The 17,817-nt window shown below is 73.0% G+C and carries 14 protein-coding genes and 1 pseudogene; 4 read left to right on the top strand and 11 right to left on the bottom strand.

What is annotated here, in order from left to right:
• Positions 1–64 precede the first annotated feature (64 nt).
• From ACEXOX_RS29520 to ACEXOX_RS29490, 7 genes and pseudogenes are all read right to left on the bottom strand, one after another.
• Entirely contained in the window at positions 65–1,963 is a 1,899-nt protein-coding gene (locus tag ACEXOX_RS29520; protein WP_406524151.1) for a hypothetical protein, read from the bottom strand.
• A 225-nt stretch (positions 1,964–2,188) separates the two neighbouring features.
• On the bottom strand, positions 2,189–3,178 hold the full coding sequence (locus ACEXOX_RS29515) for a malate dehydrogenase (RefSeq protein ID WP_406524150.1): 990 nt from the start codon (positions 3,176–3,178) through the stop codon (positions 2,189–2,191).
• Positions 3,179–3,589: 411 nt separating this feature from the next.
• Positions 3,590–4,477 (bottom strand): DUF2690 domain-containing protein, encoded by an 888-nt coding sequence (locus ACEXOX_RS29510; RefSeq protein WP_406524149.1) that lies wholly within the window; start codon positions 4,475–4,477, stop codon positions 3,590–3,592.
• 175 nt (positions 4,478–4,652) lie between these two features.
• Positions 4,653–5,001, bottom strand: a pseudogene (locus ACEXOX_RS29505) (helix-turn-helix domain-containing protein); the annotation flags it as partial.
• Positions 5,002–5,277: 276 nt separating this feature from the next.
• Positions 5,278–6,498: an NADP-dependent isocitrate dehydrogenase gene (locus ACEXOX_RS29500; protein WP_406524148.1), complete on the bottom strand. Its 1,221-nt coding sequence runs from the start codon at positions 6,496–6,498 to the stop codon at positions 5,278–5,280.
• Between the two features lie 104 nt (positions 6,499–6,602).
• Positions 6,603–7,031 carry a DUF3017 domain-containing protein gene (locus ACEXOX_RS29495; protein WP_030024561.1) on the bottom strand — a complete coding sequence of 143 codons (429 nt, stop codon included), beginning with the start codon at positions 7,029–7,031 and terminating at the stop codon, positions 6,603–6,605.
• Positions 7,032–7,095: 64 nt separating this feature from the next.
• Positions 7,096–7,950 carry a bifunctional methylenetetrahydrofolate dehydrogenase/methenyltetrahydrofolate cyclohydrolase gene (locus tag ACEXOX_RS29490; protein ID WP_406524147.1) on the bottom strand — a complete coding sequence of 285 codons (855 nt, stop codon included), beginning with the start codon at positions 7,948–7,950 and terminating at the stop codon, positions 7,096–7,098.
• Positions 7,951–8,239: 289 nt separating this feature from the next.
• On the opposite strand from ACEXOX_RS29490, the gene ACEXOX_RS29485 reads away from it, so the two are divergent.
• Together ACEXOX_RS29485 and ACEXOX_RS29480 are read left to right on the top strand one after the other, a co-directional pair.
• Positions 8,240–9,040 (top strand): RDD family protein, encoded by an 801-nt coding sequence (locus ACEXOX_RS29485; protein WP_406524146.1) that lies wholly within the window; start codon positions 8,240–8,242, stop codon positions 9,038–9,040.
• Positions 9,041–9,205: 165 nt separating this feature from the next.
• Positions 9,206–9,799: a hypothetical protein gene (locus ACEXOX_RS29480; protein WP_406524145.1), complete on the top strand. Its 594-nt coding sequence runs from the start codon at positions 9,206–9,208 to the stop codon at positions 9,797–9,799.
• Positions 9,800–9,909: 110 nt separating this feature from the next.
• Here ACEXOX_RS29480 and purH read toward each other — a convergent pair whose 3' ends face one another.
• Together purH and purN are read right to left on the bottom strand one after the other, a co-directional pair.
• On the bottom strand, positions 9,910–11,469 hold the full coding sequence (gene purH / locus ACEXOX_RS29475) for a bifunctional phosphoribosylaminoimidazolecarboxamide formyltransferase/IMP cyclohydrolase (RefSeq protein WP_406524144.1): 1,560 nt from the start codon (positions 11,467–11,469) through the stop codon (positions 9,910–9,912).
• Positions 11,466–12,125 carry a phosphoribosylglycinamide formyltransferase gene (gene purN, locus ACEXOX_RS29470; protein ID WP_406524143.1) on the bottom strand — a complete coding sequence of 220 codons (660 nt, stop codon included), beginning with the start codon at positions 12,123–12,125 and terminating at the stop codon, positions 11,466–11,468. Before purN ends, purH begins: the two co-directional genes overlap by 4 nt.
• A 903-nt stretch (positions 12,126–13,028) precedes the next feature.
• Here purN and ACEXOX_RS29465 point away from each other — a divergent pair.
• Positions 13,029–13,460, top strand: coding sequence for a hypothetical protein (locus tag ACEXOX_RS29465; protein ID WP_406524142.1), 432 nt, complete (start codon positions 13,029–13,031; stop codon positions 13,458–13,460).
• A gap of 29 nt (positions 13,461–13,489) precedes the next feature.
• On the opposite strand, the gene ACEXOX_RS29460 is transcribed toward ACEXOX_RS29465, so the two are convergent.
• Positions 13,490–15,577 carry a DUF6350 family protein gene (locus ACEXOX_RS29460; protein WP_406524141.1) on the bottom strand — a complete coding sequence of 696 codons (2,088 nt, stop codon included), beginning with the start codon at positions 15,575–15,577 and terminating at the stop codon, positions 13,490–13,492.
• A gap of 90 nt (positions 15,578–15,667) precedes the next feature.
• On the opposite strand from ACEXOX_RS29460, the gene ACEXOX_RS29455 reads away from it, so the two are divergent.
• Positions 15,668–16,981: a sigma factor-like helix-turn-helix DNA-binding protein gene (locus ACEXOX_RS29455; RefSeq protein ID WP_406524140.1), complete on the top strand. Its 1,314-nt coding sequence runs from the start codon at positions 15,668–15,670 to the stop codon at positions 16,979–16,981.
• Here the strand turns inward: ACEXOX_RS29455 and sucD are convergent.
• On the bottom strand, positions 16,920–17,804 hold the full coding sequence (gene sucD / locus ACEXOX_RS29450) for a succinate--CoA ligase subunit alpha (RefSeq protein ID WP_030024570.1): 885 nt from the start codon (positions 17,802–17,804) through the stop codon (positions 16,920–16,922). The genes ACEXOX_RS29455 and sucD overlap by 62 nt on opposite strands.
• Positions 17,805–17,817: the final 13 nt, after the last annotated feature.

The raw sequence follows: 17,817 nt of genomic DNA, 5'->3' as shown, positions 1-17,817 counted from the left end.
CCCACGATTGTGCCTCGCCCCGGGCGGGTCCGTACCGCCGGTTCGCCGGGTCCGTACCGGTGGTTCACCGGCCCGTGTCCCCGGGCGCGGCGGGCCCGCCGGCAGCTCTGGGGGCTCCGCCTGCCCCCGCGCCCGCCGCCCCGCCGAGCCCTCCACTGCTGATGATCGTGTTGTGGTCGCCGATGCCGATGGCGCCCTGCGCCGACTCGATGAACACTCCGCCGTTGGTGACGTTGACGACCCGCTGCTCGAATTCGTCGGTCTGCCAGCCCGCTTCGTACAGCGCGCTCCGCACGCCGCCCGCCACCCGGTCCTGGATGCTCTTCAGGTAGCGGGTGACGTCCATCTCCTGGAAGAGCGAGGCGTCCCCGTCGGAGCCCAGTTCGCGCACCGAGGCCGCCGGGCCGTCCGGCAGCGCGCCGCCGTGCCCGCCGGTGAGCAGGCTCCAGGCGGACACGAAGCCGCGCCACAGGCTCGTCACCGCGCGCCCCGCGGAGCGCGGGGTCTGCGCGAGGGCCCACACCGCCTTGCCGAACGGGTTGTTGCCGCGGTGGCGGTGGGCGATCCGGTCGGCTTCGCGGTACAGCGCGCGCACCGGCCACAGTACGTGCGGGGCGACCTCCAGCATGAGCATGCCGCCCTGCGTGTGGACGCGTACGAAGACCGTGGTGACGATGCCTTCGCCCCAGCCGCCGACCCGTACGCGCAGGAAGTGCCGCCGGGTTTCGCCGCCCTCCTCGACCGCGCGGGCCCGGTGCGCGGCGAAGCCGTCGGGGCCGTACGGGGCGGCGTCACGGGACGGCAGCCCGGCCACCGGCAGGAAGACGCACTCGTCGATCTCCAGCTCGCGCAGCCGGTCCCGCACCGCGGCGGCGGCCCGCGGCGAACCGTGCGCCGAGGGCTCGCGGAGCGCCGCCACCAGCGGAATGACCCGCTGGAGGACGGTGTCGTTGTCCAGCGGCACCGGCCCGCCGGCGCCCCCGGCCGGGTCCGGCGCCGCGTCCTTGCGGGGCCGGAGTTCCACCGACAGCGACCAGGTCGCGTACGGGGTGCCCGCGCCGCAGAACGGGTCGGCGGCGCGGTACATGACCAGCGGGCCGTGCTGCTCGGTACGGATGCGGTGGCGCAGCCGGTGGAAGCGCGCGCCCTCGGCCCGTTCGGCGGGGTCGGCGGCCGCGTCCGGGAACCGGTCCCTGGACAGCTCGGTGGTCAGCACCTTGGCGATGTGGCTCTGCTGCGCGCCGACGGCCCAGGCCAGGGCGAAGGGGAGCGCGAGGGCGACCCAGACGTGGAGGTGCTGCGCCGCGTACAGGTGCAGCCCGAAGAGACCGGTCGGCTGGAACAGCAGCAGCGGGTCGACGGGCAGGTTGGCGATGCCGCCGGAGTAGGCGCTCGCCGATGCGCCGGAGCCTCCGAAGGCCATGGTCAGCAGGGCCACGGCCGCCAGCACCAGGCTGAGCCGCCCGTACCAGCGCAGCAGCCAGCCCACGAACCGCCGGTACCAGGGCGGGTGCGCGGCGCGGCCCCGTACGAAGGAGGCCAGCGAGAGCAGCAGCACCGGCAGCAGGTAGAGCAGGGTCAGGCCGGAGGAGAGCGGGACGGACACGATCCACAGCAGCAGGACGGCGGCGGCCCAGGCCAGTTCCATGCGGCGGGCGCGCAGCGCGTGGGCCAGCACGCGGGCCGCGTCGAAGCCCAGCGACGGGGCCGCGACGCGCTCTTCGTGGACGTACAGCTCGTCGATCACCGCGTCGCGGTAGGCGGGGTCGAGGTAGGTGCCGGCGCACAGCAGCCGGGTGGCCTCGCTGGCGCCGGGCGGCCGGGGATCCGGGGCGTGCGGGAGGCCAGGGGCGTGCGGGCCGCTCTGCGAGCCGGAGTGCGAGCCGGTTGGCGAGCCGGAGTGCGAGCCCGACTGCGGTACGGGCTGCGAGCCGGACTGCTGCGGCGCGTGCGGATGCGTCACCTGGTTCCCCCGGGTGGCAACAGCCCGTACGGACGGGCGGGTTGCGTGTCGTGAACGCCGCAGCATAAAGGAGGCCGGTGAGCCGTGCCAGGCGCTTGCCCGGAAGATCACACCAAGGTGTGAATCCGGGGGTGGACAGGAACGCCGGAGCCCGTACGGGCCCCCGAAGGGTTCCGTACGGGCTCCGGTCGTGCGGGCGCGTCGGAGGGCGCCGCCCTCAGCAGGTCAGAGCAGACCGAGACCGCGCACGGCCTCGCGCTCCTCCGACAGCTCCCGGACGGACGCGTCGATGCGCTCGCGCGAGAAGTCGTTGATCTCCAGGCCCTGGACGATCTCGTACTTGCCGTCCTTGGTGGTGACGGGGAAGGAGGAGATCAGGCCCTCCGGGACGCCGTAGGAGCCGTCCGAGGGGATGCCCATGGAGGTCCAGTCGCCGGCCGCGGTGCCGTTGACCCAGGTGTGCACGTGATCGATGGCGGCGTTGGCGGCGGAGGCGGCCGAGGACGCGCCCCGGGCCTCGATGATCGCGGCGCCGCGCTTGGCGACGGTCGGGATGAAGGTGTCGGCCAGCCACGCCTGGTCGCCGACGGCCTCGGCGGCGTTCTTGCCGGCGACCTCGGCGTGGAAGATGTCCGGGTACTGGGTCGCGGAGTGGTTGCCCCAGATCGTCAGCTTCTTGATGTCCGAGACCTGCGCGCCGGTCTTCTGCGCCAGCTGCGAGATGGCGCGGTTGTGGTCCAGGCGGGTCATCGCGGTGAAGCGCTCGGCCGGTACGTCCGGGGCGGCGGCCTGGGCGATCAGGGCGTTGGTGTTGGCGGGGTTGCCGACGACCAGGACCTTGATGTCGTCCGCGGCGTGGTCGTTGATGGCCTTGCCCTGCGGCTTGAAGATGCCGCCGTTGGCCTCCAGCAGGTCGCCGCGCTCCATGCCCTTGGTACGGGGGCGGGCGCCGACGAGGAGGGCCACGTTCGCGCCCTCGAAGGCCACGTTCGGGTCGTCGGAGATGTCGATGCCGCGCAGCAGCGGGAAGGCGCAGTCGTCGAGCTCCATGGCGGTGCCCTCGGCGGCCTTCAGCCCCTGGGGGATCTCCAGGAGGCGCAGCTTGACCGGCACGTCCGCGCCGAGCAGGTGACCGGAGGCGATGCGGAAGAGGAGGGCGTAACCGATCTGGCCGGCCGCGCCGGTGACGGTGACATTGACGGGAGTGCGGGTCATGGCGATCTCCTGCGCGCTGTTTTCTGGGGGCCGAGCCCCCGTGCCGCGTAGGTGGCGGTGGGAACCCCTGCCCATGTACCGAGATCTCTTGGTGTCGAGAGACCCGGCCGTCAGGCTATCGGACCGCCGCGGCGCACCGCCCCCGGGCCGGTGTGGAACGCCTCACCGGCCGGCCCGCGGGCCCCGCGGACGCGGGGCGGGCGGCCGTCCGCTCAAGGAGGGGGAGCGCGGACGGCCGCCCGGTGATGCCGCACCCGTGGGGGTCATTGATCCCCCTGCCCCGGATCCGCGCGGGCAATCCCCCTCACCGTGGATCCTCTCGCTACGGGTGGTATGCGGCGTACATCCTGGTACGTACCGGCTGTTGGCGGCGTCCTGATCGGTTACGACGGGCCGCCGCCCCGGGGCACCTCACCCGGTGGTCTGCCCTGTACCCGTACCCGAACTCGATCCCGACCCGGATCCCGAACCCGACCCCGCCGGCACCGGCTTCGCGCAGCCCTTCCCGCCCGCCGTGGTCGTCCCGCACGCGGTGACCTTGGCCGGGTCCCCGGGCACCGGGACCATCGCGGTGTACGCGTCGCCGTCCTGCCCGGCAGCGGCCTTCTCGGTCCGGCCCGCCGAACTGATCGACGCCTCGTCTCCCGGCGCGGCCCCGGTGATACGCGCCCAGGCGGCGCCGCACACCTTGCTGTAGCGCACCTCTATCAGGGAGCTTCCGGCGAACCCGCGCGACGGGCTGGTGGCGTTCCGGCCGCCGCACCCCATGGCCTCGGGGTCCTTGCCCGCGCAGTCCGTCCCGGCGCACTTCACGCCCGCCGGCAGCACCGGCTTCTTGCTCGGGGACGCCGACGGCGCGGGCGTGGCCTGCTTGCCTTCCTTGCCGCCGCCGATGTCGAGCAGCAGCACCGCGGCGGCGATCATCAGCAGCGCGCCGACGACGCCCGCCAGGAACATGGTCACGCGCCGGCGCCGGAGCTGCCGGTCGGCGTCGTCCGGAGGGCTCGCGGGCGGCACGGGCCCCGCCGGGTGGCGCGCCGCCTCAGGCCCCGTCGTACGGCCGCCGGAGCCCTGCCGCGGCACGTCGTACGGAGATGCCTCGTGGCGGGGCGGCGGGGGCACGGGGGCGGCGACCGGGTCGGCGGACAGGCGGGGCCAGACCACCCGGTCCGGCCGGTCCGGCCGGTCGGTCCGGCCGGGTTCCTTCGCGACCGGCTTCAGCGGCGTCGTGCCCGGTGACGTGGGCGGTGCGGGCGGGGAAGTGGGCGACGCGGGCGGTGCGGGCGGGGACGCTGCCATGCCGGGGAAGTCCGCGGCGGACGGCAGTTCGTCGCCGCGCCGCGGCGGCGCGGCGGGCGACGGCGCCTTCCCGGACCCACCACTCTGCTCTTCGCCCTTGTCGCCCCCTCGGCGTCCCGGTCCTTGGCCTTGGTCTTGCCCTTCTCCTTCGTACGGGACTTGGCCGACTTGCCCGGCACCGGCCCGAACTCCCCCAGCGCGGCCCGCGCCTGGGCCACCCGGATCGCCTCCATGGTGACGTCGTGCCGCATCTCCGAGCGGCTCCAGGCGCGTTCGGCCAGTTCCCACAGGGTGGTCAGGTACCCGGTGTGCGTGCCGGTCGCCTCGGCCAGTGCGATCACGGCGCGCTGCGGCGGCAACAGCCGTCCGTTGAGGTAGCGCTCCCACGAGGTCTTGCTGTACCCGGTGCGGTCCGCGACCGCGGCGACACTCAGGCCGCTGCGCTCCACGAGTCCGCGCAGCTGTCCGGCGAACTCCTTGACCTGTGGGTCGAGTTCTTCCGGTAGCGCCCTCCAGCGAGGCATTGCCTCCCCTAACCCCCCGTGTGCGCCTGGTTGCGCCTGTCGAGTGCTCTGGTGCTCCGCTCCTTCGCCGGGGCGCGACCCCCGCGGCCCGCCCGGCCGTTACTCAAAGAGATGCTCAGAGCCAGGATGCCAGTTCCCTTCTCCCGGGCGCACGGGAGCGTTCGGGTACCGGACACGCGGACGTGCACGCCCGTACACTTCCGCCCTCCCCGCTCCGGCCACGCCGGGCGCGTCCCCGCCCGGCCGCCGCTCAGGCCACCAGGCCCCCATAGCGCCTCAGCCGCCGGCCATCGCCTTCCGCACCCCGATGTCGAGCGCGTCCAGGAACTCCTCCGTGGTCAGGTACGGCTGGTTCGCCGAGACGAGCCGTGCCAGGTCCTTGGTCATCCGGCCGCCCTCGACCGTCTCCACGCAGACCCGCTCCAAGGTCCGGGCGAACCCGACGACTTCGGGGGTTTCGTCCAGTGCGCCGCGGTGGGCCAGGCCGCGGGTCCACGCGAAGACCGAGGCGATCGGGTTGGTGGAGGTGGACTTGCCCTGCTGGTGGCGGCGGTAGTGCCGGGTCACCGTGCCGTGGGCGGCCTCGGTCTGCACGGTCCGGCCGTCGGCGGACATCAGGACCGAGGTCATCAGGCCGGGTGAGCCGAACCCCTGGGCCACCACGGCGGACTGGACGTCGCCGTCGTGGTTCTTGCAGGCCCAGACGTAGCCGCCCGGCCACGTGAGCGCCGCGGCGGCCAGGTTGTCGATCAGCCGGTGTTCGTAGGTCAGGCCGCGGGCATCGAATGCGGCCTTGAACTCGGCGTCGAACACCTCTTGGAAGAGTTCCTTGAACCGGCCGTCGTACTTCTTGAGGACGGTGTTCTTGGTGGTCAGGTACACCGGGTACGAACGGGCCAGACCGTAGCGGAAGGCGGCGCGCGCGAAGTCGCGGACCGACGCGTCGTGGTTGTACATGGCGAGTGCGACGCCGGGCCCGGGGAAGTCGTGGACCTCCAGCTCGACCGGGTCGCCGCCGTCCCGGGGCGTGTAGGTCAGGGTGAGGGTTCCGGGGCCCGGGATCCTGAGGTCGGTGGCGCGGTACTGGTCGCCGAAGACGTGCCGGCCGACGACGACGGGCTCGGTCCAGCCCGGTACGGGCCGCGGCAGGTTCGCCATGATGACCGGCTCGCGGAAGAGGGCCCCGCCGAGGACATCGCGGATGGTGGCGTCGGGCGAGCGGTACATCGCCTTCAGGCCGAACTCCTCGACGCGCGCCTCGTCCGGGGCGATGGTGGCGCACTTGACGCCGACGCCGTACCGCTCGATCGCGTGCGCGGCGTCCAGGGTGACCTGGTCGCCGGTGGCGTCCCGGTGCTCGATGCCGAGATCGAAGTACTCCAGGCCGACGTCGAGGTGGGGCAGGACCAGCCGGTCCCTGATGGACGACCAGATGACGCGGGTCATCTCGTCGCCGTCCAGCTCGACGACGGGCCGGGCAACCTTGATCTTGGCCATGAGGCGCCAAGCTACCCGGCGGCGGGACGCCGCGGCCGCCCCTGGGGGGCGGCGCGCGGGCGGACGTCACGCGAATGGCGTGCGGGAGCCGGTGCGGCCCCGGCTCACCACACCGTGAGGTGCACCAGGTCGTCCAGGAACGAGATCTTCAGCCACGGCTTGGGCTGCGCCATCAGGGCCAGCAGGACGATGGCCAGGCCCAGCCCGCCGTACGTCGCCATGTCCGTGAAGCGGGACCGTACGGCCAGCATGCCCACCTTCGGCAGCACCCGCCGCAGCACCGCTCCGCCCAGCAGGGACAGGCCGATCAGGAGCGTCCCGATACGGAAGCCGTCGAGGGCGACGATGAACAGCCCGAGGGCCACCCCGCCCATGACGGCCAGCAGCGGCCACTGCCGGGCGGGCGGGGCGGCGCTGCCGGGCGCGGTACGGGCGCCGCCCTCCGGCCGTGCGGTGTCGGTGGTGATCCGCGGGAAGCGGCGCGAGGGCCGCTGCGGCTCGGAGGCGCCTTCCGCGTGCGCTTCGGCACTCATGGGTGGCAGTCCTTTCCCTGTCCGTTGTCCCTGTTCCGTTCTGGTGCCGCGGGCGGCCGCCGGTTCAGCCCGCGGCGCGCTCGGCCGCCTCGACGACGTTGACCAGCAGCTGGGCGCGGGTCATCGGGCCGACGCCGCCCGGGTTCGGGGAGATCCAGCCGGCCACCTCGGCGACGCCGGGGTGCACATCGCCGACGATCTTGCCGTGCTCGTCCCGGCTGACACCGACGTCCAGCACGGCCGCGCCCGGCTTGACGTCCTCGGGCTTGATGATGTGCGGCACCCCGGCGGCCGCCACGACGATGTCGGCCTGCTTGAGCTGCGCGGCCAGGTCACGGGTGCCGGTGTGGCACTGGGTGACGGTGGCGTTCTCGGACTTGCGGGTCAGCAGCAGCGGGATGGAACGCCCGACGGTGATGCCGCGGCCGACCACGACCACCTGCGCCCCGTTGATCGTCACGCCGTGGTGGCGGAGCAGCTGGATGATGCCGTACGGGGTGCAGGGCAGCGGCCCTTCGATGCCGAGCACCAGACGGCCCAGGCTCACCGGGTGCAGGCCGTCGGCGTCCTTGGCCGGGTCCATCAGTTCCAGGACGCGGTGGGTGTCGATGCCCTTGGGGAGCGGCAGTTGGACGATGTAGCCGGTGCAGGCCGGGTCCTCGTTCAGCTCCCGTACGACGGCCTCGATCTCCTCCTGCGTGGCGGTGTCCGGCAGTTCCTTCTGGATGGAGGCGATGCCGACCTGGGCGCAGTCGCGGTGCTTGCCGTTGACGTACCAGCGGCTGCCCGGGTCGTCACCGACCAGGAGGGTGCCGAGTCCGGGCGTGACGCCGCGGGCCTTCAGTGCCTCCACACGGACGGCGAGTTCGGACTTGATCGCGGCGGCGGTGGCCTTGCCATCGAGAATCTGGGCGCTCATACCCCCATCCTCCCGGATGAAGCCTCTCCCGTTCCAATCAGGGCGCCCTATCGGGGCGCGCTATGGCCGCTGGCAAGAGCGATGACCGGAGATGACCGAAATGAAATTGCGCAAGCGATCATTGCGCTTGCACAACACCTGCCCCTCTTGACTGGACAAGAATATTGCGCAACTAGAAAGATTGCCGTTCAGTGCCGCAGGCATCATCGGGGGCGGGCCACTGATCCCAAGGTTTCCTCCGAGCACGCCCTGCCGTCCCCCACTGAACACCAACGGAGGAAACCAGCCAATGAGCTTTGGCGACCCGAACAATCCCTACGGCCAGCCGCAGGGGCAGCCCAACCCGTACGGCCAGCAGCCGCAGGCCCCGTACGGCCAGCCGCCCCAGGCACCGCAGGCCCAGCCGGGGTACGGCTACCCGCAGCAGGCGCAGCCCCAGCCGGGCTACGGCTACCCGCAGCAGGCCCCGCCGCAGCCGCAGGCCCCGTACGGCCAGCCGCCGCAGGTGCCCCAGCAGCAGGCGTACGGCTACCCGCAGCAGGGCTCCCCGTACGGCCAGCAGCCCGGAATGCCGGGAATGGGCGGGCCGCAGCCCTACGCCAGCTGGGGTGCGCGGGTCGGCGCGGCGCTGCTGGACGGTCTGATCGTCGGTGTCGTTCCGACGATCCTGTACGTCGTCGCGGGCTTCGTGGCCGCGTCCAGCACCGTCTCGGTGCCGGACACGTCCTACTGCGGCACCGATTACCAGTGCATCTCGGACGCCTACCACAACGCCAACAACACCAGCACGCCCGTCTTCGCCGTCATCCTCATGGTGGTCGCCGCCCTGATCACGCTCGCCGGCGGCCTCTTCCTGATCGCCAAGGAAGGCTCCACCGGCCAGACCCCGGGCAAGAAGGCGCTGAACATCCGCGTCGTGCGGGAGGCGACCGGGCAGCCGCTCGGCTTCGGCCTGGCCCTCGGGCGCAAGATCTGCCACGCGGTGGACGGTCCGCTGTGCGGCCTCGGTTACTGGTGGCCGCTGTGGGACGAGAAGTCCCAGACGTTCGCGGACAAGATCGTCAGCACCGTGGTCGTCCGTACTCAGTAAGACTCCGTACGGCAGCTCATCCAGCCCTGGGCCCCCTCGCGCGAAAATGGCGCGAGGGGGCCTTCGCCGCCCCTTAGGCTCTTACCGATCTCTTACTTCACCCGGGACCGCCGGAACCGTGCAGCACCGGCTGACACCAGGTCACACCGCTCGAAGGACACGCTCGTGAGCTATCCGAACCAAAACCCCTACGGTCCGCCGCAGGGCCAGCCCCAGGGCCCTCCCCAGCCCCAGTACGGCTACCCGCAGCAGCAGCCGATGCAGCCTCAGCAGCCGTACGCGCCGTTCCCGGCCGGTCCCATGGGCCCCGGCGGCATGCCCGGCATACCCGCGCCGCAGCAGATGCCCAGCAGCACCAAGGCCGCCCGCGTCATGCTCTTCTTCCTCGCCGCGACGGGCGTCATCGGCATCATCATCATGGCCTTCAGCCTGAACCAGCTCAGCAGCGCCTCGGCGGACTACAACGGTCTCGGCGGCGACCCCGAGACCATCTTCGCCATCGGCAAGGGCGCCATGGTCTTCGTCATGATCCTCCAGGCCGCCTACGCGGCGGTCGCGCTGGTGCTCGCGCTCCAGTTCTCCAAGGGCGCCAACGGAATCCGTATCGGCACGATCATCTTCGGGTCCGTGTCGATCCTGTGCAGCATTCCCTTCGCCTTCGCGATCTACGGCATCCCGAGCTTCGTGCTCTCCATCCTCATCATCGTCTTCGCGGCGAAGCAGGAAAGCCAGGCGTGGTTCATGCGCCCCCGGTTCTGACTCTCCTGAGCCGGCCGGGCGCGCGCCCGGCACACGCCGAGGCCCGTCCCCGCAGCACGCGGAAGACGGGCCTTTCGGCTGAGGGGGCTCACGGACGGGCCCCGGCGGGCTCAGTGGAAGAAGTGCCGGGTCCCGGTCAGGTACATCGTCACGCCCGCGGCCTTCGCCGCCTCGATCACCTGCTCGTCACGGACCGAACCGCCGGGCTGCGCGACGGCCTTGACGCCCGCCTCCAGCAGCACCTCCAGGCCGTCCGGGAACGGGAAGAACGCGTCGGAGGCGGCGTAGGAGCCGCGCGCCCGCTCCTCGCCCGCCCGCTGCACGGCCAGCTTCGCCGAGTCCACACGGTTGACCTGGCCCATGCCGACGCCGACCGTGGCGCCGTCCTTGGCGAGCAGGATCGCGTTGGACTTCACGGCGCGCGAAGCCCGCCAGGCGAAGGCCAGTTCGGCCAGCTCGGCGTCGCCCAGTGCCTCACCGGCCACCAGCGTCCAGTGGGCCGGGTCGTCGCCCTCGGCCTGGAGGACGTCCTTGACCTGGGCCAGGCCGCCGCCGTCGATCGGCTTGAACTCGGCCGGCGGCTGCGGGCCCTCGGGGCAGCGCAGCACCCGGATGTTCTTCTTACGGGCCAGCACCTCGACGGCGCCGTCCTCGTAGTCCGGGGCCACGATAACCTCGGTGAAGATCTCCGCGACCTGCTCGGCCATCGCCACGGACACCGGGCGGTTGACGGCGATGACACCGCCGAAGGCGGACAGCGAGTCGCAGGCGTGCGCCTTGCGGTGTGCCTCTGCGACGTCGTCACCGATCGCGATGCCGCACGGGTTGGCGTGCTTGATGATGGCCACGCAGGGCTCGGTGTGGTCGTACGCGGCCCGGCGCGCGGCGTCGGTGTCCGTGTAGTTGTTGTACGACATCTCCTTGCCGTGCAGCTGCTCGGCCTCGGCCAGGCCGCCGCAGCCACCGGTGTAGAGGGCGGCCGCCTGGTGCGGGTTCTCGCCGTAGCGCAGCACGTTCTTGCGCGCGTACGTCACACCGAGGAAGCCGGGGAACTCGCCGCCGTCACCCGCGTAGTCCCCCGCGAACCAGGAGGCCACGGCCACGTCGTACTCGGCGGTGTGCCGGAACGCCTCGGCGGCCAGCCGCCTGCGCTCCTGAAGGTCGAAGCCGCCGTCCGCGATGCTCTTGAGCACGTCCGCGTAGCGGTCCGGGTTGACGACGACGGCGACCGAGGGGTGGTTCTTGGCGGCGGCGCGCACCATCGAGGGGCCGCCGATGTCGATCTGCTCCACGCAGGCGTCCGGTTCGGCGCCGGAGGCCACGGTGTCGCTGAACGGGTAGAGGTTCACGACCACCAGGTCGAACGGCTCCACGCCCAGCTCGGCCAGCTGCCGCCGGTGGTCCTCCAGCCGCAGGTCGGCGAGGATGCCCGCGTGCACCTTCGGGTGCAGCGTCTTGACCCGGCCGTCCAGGCACTCGGGGAAGCCGGTCAGCTCCTCGACCTTGGTCACCGGGACGCCGGCCGCCGCGATCCTCGCGGCCGTCGAGCCGGTCGAGACGAGCTGGACGCCCGCCGCGTGCAGCCCCTGGGCCAGTTCTTCCAGGCCCGTCTTGTCGTAGACGCTGACCAGCGCCCGGCGTACGGGCCGCTTCGTTGCTTCGGCGGTCACGGGATCAGTACCTTTCGTCCCTCAATGCGGTAGCCGTGCCGGGCCAGCAGCCCCACGACCTCGACGAGCAGCTTGCGCTCGACTTCCTTGATGCGCTCGTGCAGCGCGGATTCGTCGTCCTCGTCCCGGATGCCGACCACGCCCTGGGCGATGACCGGGCCGGTGTCGACGCCGTCGTCGACGAAGTGGACGGTGCACCCGGTGACCTTGGCGCCGTACGCGAGGGCCTCGCGGACACCGTGGGCACCGGGAAAACTCGGCAGCAGGGCCGGATGCGTGTTGATGATCCGGCCGCCGTACCGGGCGAGGAACTCCGCGCCCAGGATCTTCATGAAACCGGCCGAGACCACGAGGTCCGGCGCGTACGCGGCGACGGCCTCGGCCAGCGCGCGGTCCCAGGCGGCCCGGTCGGCGTGGTCCTTGACCCGGCACACGAAGACCGGCAGCCCGGCCCGCTCGGCCCGCTCCAGGCCGGCGATGCCGTCGCGGTCGGCGCCGACCGCGACCACCTCGGCCCCGTACGCGGCGGCCCCCTCGGCGGCGATGGCGTCCAGCAGCGCCTGCAAGTTCGTACCGGAACCGGAGACGAGCACGACGATGCGGGCCGGGGAACCGGAAACGGCGGCGGAAGCGGATGAAGAGGAAGCGGAGGCCACGGCGGGACTCTTTCTCGCGCGGTCTGCTGTACGGCGGTACTGCTGTACGGCGGTGTGCATGTTGTGCGGTCGTACAAAACCATGGGTAGCCGAAAACCGGGGAACCCTACGAAGGCGCCGACCGTCAGCAACGATACCGGCACACCGCGCGGCCCCCACGGGACGGGGGCGCACGCGAGAGGTAGCGTCGGGCGTGAGAACGCACGCTGTTCGTGGTATCCGCCCGCCCGGCCACCCGTCGGACGTACGGACGAGACAAGGGGAAGACACACTCCAGATGCCGGACCGACGCCGCCGCGCGGCCCTCCTCCTCGCTCCCCCAGCCCTCGCTGGGAGGTACCCCCAGCCAGCAGCCGCTCCCGGGGCGGTGCTGCTGCGCGAGCGCAAGCCGTCCTCCGATGCCGCGGGGGCGGGTGCTTCGGGCTCGTCCGGCTCGTCGGGTTCGTCCGGCTCCGGCTCGTCCGGCTCCGGCTCGTCCGGGGGCCGGCCAGGGAGCGGGCCCATTCGCACCCCTCCAGTCAGGACTCGGGAGGGCAGGGCGGGAGCGGGCCGGGTGGAAGCGGTCAGGACGGAAGCGGCCAGGACGGGCGGGACCGTGACAATCCGTTCGCGCCGCCGCCCGCCGACGCTCCCGAGCAGCCGTGGCAGCCCCGCGACCACGGGCAGGACCAGGACGGCGGCCAGGACGGCGGCCAGGAGGGGCCGGGCGACCGGCAGCAGTCCTCCTGGGGCAGTCACTGGAGCAGTCGGCAGCCGGGCCGCCAGGGCGGCGGCTTCGGTTCGCGCCAGGGCGGCCGCAACAACCAGCAGGGCCAGAGCGGACAGGGCGGTTCCGGAGGCGGGCTGCGCTGGGACCCGACCGACCCCGCCCAGCGCCGCGCGCGCTACGCGCTGCTCGCCGGCATGTGGGGCTTCTTCTTCGTCCTGTTCAACCTGCCGGAGATCGCCCTGCTGCTGGCGGCGCTCGCCCTGTACTGGGGCATCAGCTCCCTGCGCGCCAAGGCGGCGCGTACGGGCAACGGCGCACGGTCCGGCAGCGCGCGCGCCACGATCGCCGACCTCACGGGCCAGGCCGAGCCCCGTACGGACTCCGGCGCGTCCGCCGCAGGCCGCACCCCGCCCGTCTCCACCCGCCCGCAGACGACCGCCGCGGTCGCCGGCCTGGTCACCGCGACACTGGCGCTGGCCATGGTGGCGGCCACCTACACGGTCCAGCTCGTCTACCGCGACTACTTCACGTGCGTGAACGACGCCCTGACCCGCTCCGCCCAGCACGCCTGCGAGAAGCAGCTCCCCGAGCAGCTGCGCCCGCTGCTCGGGGCCGACAAGGAGTAGCCCGGTCGGAGCCGGACCCCGCGTCTCTCTCAGCCGCCGCCCCCGGGGTCGGCGGCTGAGGTGTTTCCGGGGTCTGCGTCATGGGGCGGTGCGGCGGGTTCGAAGGCGGTCATCAGGCCGCCGGAGGAAGCCCGGAGCGCCGACCAGCGGGCCCGGCGGGTACTGGCGTCGTGCCAAGGGGCGGGTGGGGGTGACGGGGATGACGGGGGTGACTGGGAGGACGTAGGTGACAGGGATGACGGGTGTGACGGGGGCGTGAGAGATCCGGGGGCCGTGGACGGCGGCGGGGTGCGGGGGCTCGGGTGGTCGCGGCCGTACGGGACGTCGCTGCCGGCCGTACGGCGGTGCCGGGCCCGGTGGCGGGCCCGACGGCGGGGAGGCCGGGCAGCGGTACGCCGTACGGCCCGTCGTCGGGCTCGGAGGACCGTACGCCGCAGCGCCGCCCAGCAGAGGCGGCAGGCGGCCCCCGCCCACCCTCCGGCAGCGCGGAGAACCACCACGGCGAGCCGTTTTCCACCGCGCCACACCCGCTTGCGGAGCTTTTCGCGCGGCTTCCGTACGGGCTTCGGCGGGCGCGGCACACCGCGCAGCCACCAGGCCCGCACGACGAGAGCGCCCGGAATGCCGATGAGCGCCGTCCAGCTCAGCGCCGCCAGCCCCGTCTGCCACCAGCTGGGCCCGAAACGGGCCAGCGCCGCGGTGCCCAGTGCGCCGCCCGCCAGGCCGGCGAGCAGCGCCGACGCCACCGCGCAGCCGAGCGCCGCGAGCCCGGCGGCCGCGGCGGTCCCGCGCCAGCCGGTCCATGCGGGGGCCGGCGTTGTCGGGGCGGGGGCTGGCGTCGTCGGGGCGGGGGGCGCGGCGTCGGGACTGGTTCCGGGACCGTGCCCGGTTTCGGTCCCGGTTTCGGTCCCAGTCCCGGTTTCGGCCTCGGCCCCGGTTTCGGTTCCGGTTCCGGTTTCGGTCCCGGCCCCCGTCCCGGCTTCTGGCCGGGCAGCGGTTCGGGAGGCGGCCGCGTACGCCTTCGCGGGCAGCGCGGCGTACCGGGCCAGCACCACGCCGACGGCGAGCGGCACCACGGCGGTCAGCCAGTGCAGCGGAGCGGTGTCGCCCGCGTCCGGGACCATGCCGAGCAGCGGGAAGTGTGGCAGGGCCGGATGGCCGGTGGTCGCGAGCGGGCCGACCGTGCTGCCCGCGCCGAGCGTGAAGCCGGGGCCGAGCCCGTAAGCGACTCCCCATACGACGGTGTTCGGCAGCAGTACGAGGCTGAGCAGCAGCACGGTGCACCGGCCCGCCCAGTCGTGGGTGAGCGCGAGGAACTCGGACCGGACCGCGGGCGCGTGCCAGCCGAGCGCGAGGAGCGCCAGCAGGGCGCCGCCCAGCAGCAGCGCCAGGAGAGCCGCGGCACCCGCGCGCGCCGCGGCGGCCAGCCGACGGCCTCGCAGCGAGGCCCGCAGCCCGACCGGCAGCCGGTCGTGCGCGCGCTGGACCGGGTCGGGCAGCGGCACGAAGGCGGCGGGCCCGAGAGAGCGCCAGGCCGCCACGGCCAGGGTCGCCACGGCGACCAGCGGTACGTACAGCAGCGCACTGAGCGGTTCGACGCGCAGCGGGCCCGCCGAGGCGTACAGCAGGGCGGCGGCCGCGACGAGCAGATACCCCGTCAGCAGCCAGCCGAGCAGCTGGCGGGGCGTGGGCTCCGGGTCGATGTCCTCGGGGTGGAGGAGGCTGGGGCAGGCGGGCTTCGGAGGGCGGGCGGGCTGCGGCGGGACTTCGAGGATGTGCCGGCCGGACCGGTACAGCAGCCAGAGGGGCAGGGCCATCAGGAGCAGCGGCGTCACGGCGACGGGCGAGGCGCCGCCGGTGGCGGCCACGGTCCGTACGAGGTCGCTGCCGTGCGCGAGGAACCACAGGTCGGCGGCGAGGTGCAGGGCGCGCGACGGGTCGGTGTCCGGGTACGGGGAGACCACCCAGAGCAGCAGTACCGCGACGGCGAAGGCCCCGAGCCCGAGCCCCGCCGCCAGCACTCCGCCGAGGAAGGCGGTGCCGAGCGCGGAGGACCGCTGGGTGGAGGCCCGGCCGCGCGACGACAACGTCGGGCCGCGGTCGGTCAATTGGCTCACACGGCCATGCTGCCAACAACACACGTTTCCGCCATGGAGCAGGCGATTACCGGCCGTGTCGCTCAATATATGCTTATGTACCTTTTCACGTTGCCGCGACGCGTCGGACGCAGGGAACACACGGAACGCACGGGGAAGACTTCCGGAACGACGCCGGGAGCATCCGACGCCCCGTCAGCAGAGCAACCACAGCCTCGACCTGACGTAGCATCAGCGACCGCACACCTCACCCCCGCAGCCGCCTTCGACGCCCTGTACACCCGGCACGCCCACGACCTGACCCGCCAGGCGATCGTGCTCACCGGCCAACCTCACCTCTCCCAGGAAGCCGTCGAACGGTCGTTCCAGGCGGCCTGGCAGCGCTGGCCCGAGGTGGCGGTCGACCCCGACCCGGCGGGCCGGTTGCGCGCCATGGTGCACGAGTACGCGCTGTCGCCCTGGCACCGTATGCGCCCGGGTCTGCGCGCCGGGCAACGGCCGTCGCCCAGGGTGCCCGCCGCGCCGCCCGCCGCTCCCCCGCAGCGCGCGCTGCGGGACGCTCTGCTCAGCCTGCCCGCGACCTACCGGCGGGCGCTGCTCCTGCACGACGGCCTCGGCCTGGACCTGAGCGAGACGGCGGCCGAGGTGGAGGCCAGTACGCCCGCGACGGCCGGGCGGCTGCTGCACGCGCGCCGGGCCGTGGCCGAACGGGTGCCGGCGTTCGGTCTGGCCGCCGCGACGCCGGTACGCCAGCGGGAGATCCTGCGCGAACGGCTGGCCGGGCTGGCCGCCCTGTATCCGGTGGCGCCGCCTGCCGCCGCAGCCGTACGCACGGGCGGCGAGCGGACGGCCGGCCGGATGACGCAGGGCGCGTTCGGGCTCACCGCTGTCATCGCGGCGGCGACGGCCTTCACCCTCGTCAACGCGACGACGGGCCCGCTCCCCGGTCGCCCCGAGGCCGGCCCCCGGCCCTCTCCGCGTCCCCCACACCTGGCGCGAAGGCCCAGGGCCCCCGTACGGAGCAGGCGCAACACGCCCGCACCCGGCAGCAGGCCGCGGCCGGCGAACCGGTCCGGCGGAAGGTGGTCCGGTCCGGCCTCCTCGCTCCGGAGGCGCGGTAACCGGGGGCAAGGCGGGGAGAGGAGGCGGGGACGGATCACGGGCACGGGCAGGGCCGGGGGGCGGAGGCCAGTGTCAGCGTCAGGGACGGAGGCCGGGGGCAGCCCCGTACAAGAGGCCGGGAGTCAGGCCCGTACAAAAGGCCGGGATCAGGCCCGTACAAAAGGCCGGGATCAGGCCCGTACAAAGGCGCGGGCCCGCACCCCCGCGAGGGGTACGGGCCCGCGTCCGACGCGTGGCGCGATCAGCCGACGAGGATCTCGCGCGCCAGGCGCGCGGTCTCCGACGGGGTCTTGCCGACCTTGACGCCGGCGGCCTCCAGGGCCTCCTTCTTCGCCTGGGCGGTGCCGGAGGAGCCGGAGACGATGGCGCCGGCGTGGCCCATGGTCTTGCCCTCGGGCGCGGTGAAGCCCGCGACGTAGCCGACGACCGGCTTGGTGACGTTGGCCTTGATGAAGTCGGCCGCACGCTCCTCGGCGTCGCCGCCGATCTCACCGATCATGACGATCAGCTCGGTCTCCGGGTCGGCCTCGAAGGCCTCCAGGGCGTCGATGTGGGTGGTGCCGATGACCGGGTCGCCACCGATGCCGACGGCCGAGGTGAAGCCGATGTCCCGCAGCTCGTACATCATCTGGTAGGTCAGAGTGCCGGACTTCGACACCAGACCGATCTTGCCGGGCTTGGTGATGTCGCCCGGGATGATGCCGGCGTTGGACTGACCGGGGGTGATCAGGCCGGGGCAGTTCGGGCCGATGATGCGGGTCTTGTTGCCCTTGCTCGACGCGTACGCCCAGAAGGCGGCGGAGTCGTGCACCGCGATGCCCTCGGTGATCACGACGGCCAGGCCGATCTCGGCGTCGATCGCCTCGACGACGGCGGCCTTGGCGAACTTCGGCGGCACGAAGATGACGGAGACGTCGGCGCCGGTCTTCTCCATCGCCTCGGCGACCGAGCCGAAGACGGGTACGGAGGTCCCGTCGAAGTCGACCTCGGTGCCCGCCTTGCGCGGGTTCACGCCGCCGACGACGTTGGTGCCGTCGCCCAGCATGAGCTTGGTGTGCTTCATGCCCGTGGCACCGGTCATGCCCTGGACGATGACCTTGCTGTCCTTGGTGAGGAAGATAGCCATGGTGGTCTGGTTC

Origin of the sequence: Streptomyces sp. Ac-502 (genome assembly GCF_045222935.1) — a bacterium.
Lineage (GTDB): Bacteria > Actinomycetota > Actinomycetes > Streptomycetales > Streptomycetaceae > Streptomyces > Streptomyces monomycini.
Note: the sequence above shows the minus strand (reverse complement) of the source record. Positions and strands in the feature narration are given on the sequence as shown.